The organism is Mesorhizobium sp. M2A.F.Ca.ET.067.02.1.1 (assembly GCF_004023285.1).
Classification (GTDB): Bacteria; Pseudomonadota; Alphaproteobacteria; order Rhizobiales; family Rhizobiaceae; genus Mesorhizobium.
In genome coordinates, this window is sequence record NZ_RZSB01000996.1 from 1 (window position 1) to 1,816 (window position 1,816).

Sequence of the window (1,816 nt, forward strand, 5' to 3'; positions counted from 1 at the left end):
GTCGCTAAGGCATATATTCACATGGCATGGGTTGAAGTGGAGGTTTGAAGCCTGGCGAACGGGGACAAGCTTCTCTGCAGTTGTTCTCAAGCATTCTCTTATCTATCGCGTGGAACATGTCTTTCTCATCAGCCGCGCTTCCGGGCTCCTGATTGCGCATGTAACTTCCCAAGACGCAACCAGCGAAGACCCTCAACTGATTTCCTCGATGCTGAGCGCGATCCAGGATTTTGTGAAGGACTCTTTCAAGGAGAAGGAAAACAGCGGCCTCGACACCATCCGGTTTGGGGAACTTCGCCTCTGGTCGGAAGTCGGACAGTTTGCGACCCTGGTTGCGGTGATCCGGGGAAATCCTCCGGAGGAACTGCATGAAGTCATCCGCGACGTACTGCTTCGCATCCATCAAGAATTCTCGCGGGCCCTGGAGCGGTTCGACGGCGACAGTTCCCAGTTGCCCGGCGTGGAGACGCAGTTGCAGACCTGCGTCGAGCTGCAGCACATGGATTCGAAAGAGGGATTTCCGTGGCTGGTGGTGACGGCGGTCCTGCTGGCATTGATCGTGGCGGGCGGTTGGTTCTTTCTGTCCTGGCAATCCGCACACCGCTGGCAGACCTACCTGTCGCGGCTGGCGGCCCAACCGGGCATAGTCGTTTCGGACCAAAAAATCCGTAGCGGCGAGTTCTATGTCGCCGGCCTGAGAGACCCGCTCGCCGCGGACCCGCAGTCGCTGCTGTCGGGAACGGAGGTCGATCCCGCCCGCGTTCATTCAAACTGGCAGTTTTATCAGAGCCTCGAGCCGGAATTCGTGCTGAAGCGGCTGTCGGCGTCGCTGGCGCCGCCGGATTCGGTACGACTCTCGGTCGTCGATGGTCGCATCGTCGCCGAGGGTGAGGCGACCACCACGTGGATCAACCGGGCGCGGGCCGCTGCCCAGCAGCTTTCCGCAGGCGGGCCGGTCTTCGACATCTCCGGGGTCCGCGATGTGAGCGCCGAGGAGCGCTGGCAGGTGTATGTGTCGCGACTGGAGGCCCAGCCTGGCATCATCGTCGCCGATCAAAATGTGCGCGACGGCCAATTCTATATTACCGGTCTGAGAGACCCGCTTGCCGCCGACCCGCAGTCGCTGCTGCCCGGGACGCAGGTCGATCCCGCTCGCGTTCATGCAAGCTGGCAATTCTACCAGAGCCTTGAGCCGCAGTTCGTGCTGAATCGGCTGACGGCGTCGCTCGCGCCGCCGGATTCGGTGCGGCTTTCAGTCGTCAATGATCGCATCGTTGCCGCAGGCGAGGCCACCACTGCGTGGATCAACCGGGCGCGTGCGGCCGCCCGGCAGCTTTCAGCCGGCGGCCCGGTCTTCGACATCTCCGGGGTACGTGATGTGAGCCCCGAGGAGCGTTGGGAGGCCTACGTGTCGCGACTGGAGACGCAGCCCGGCATCATCGTCGCCCAACAGAATGTGCGCGATGGCCAATTCTATATTACCGGCCTGAGAGACCCGCTTGCCGTCGACCCGCAGTCACTGCTGTCCGGGACGCAGGTCGATCCCGCTCGCGTTCATTCGAGCTGGCAATTCTATCAAAGCCTTGAGCCGCAGTTCGTGTTGAAGCGGCTGACGGCGTCGCTGTATCCGATGGATAAAGTGCGACTTTCGATCGTCAATGGCCGCATCGTTGCCGAGGGTGAGGCTCCCGACACCTGGATAGATCGGGCGCGCGCAGCGGCAAGACAGCTTTCAGAAGGCGGGCCGGAGTTCGACATCTCCAAGGTTCGTGATGTGAGCCCCGATGCGCGCGCCCGATCTATCCAGGTGTCGGGA

General features: G+C 61.8%; 1 pseudogene. It reads left to right on the forward strand.

Annotated elements, in window-relative coordinates:
* Positions 1-208 precede the first annotated feature (208 nt).
* Positions 209-1,816, forward strand: a pseudogene (locus tag EOA28_RS34630) (OmpA family protein); the annotation flags it as partial.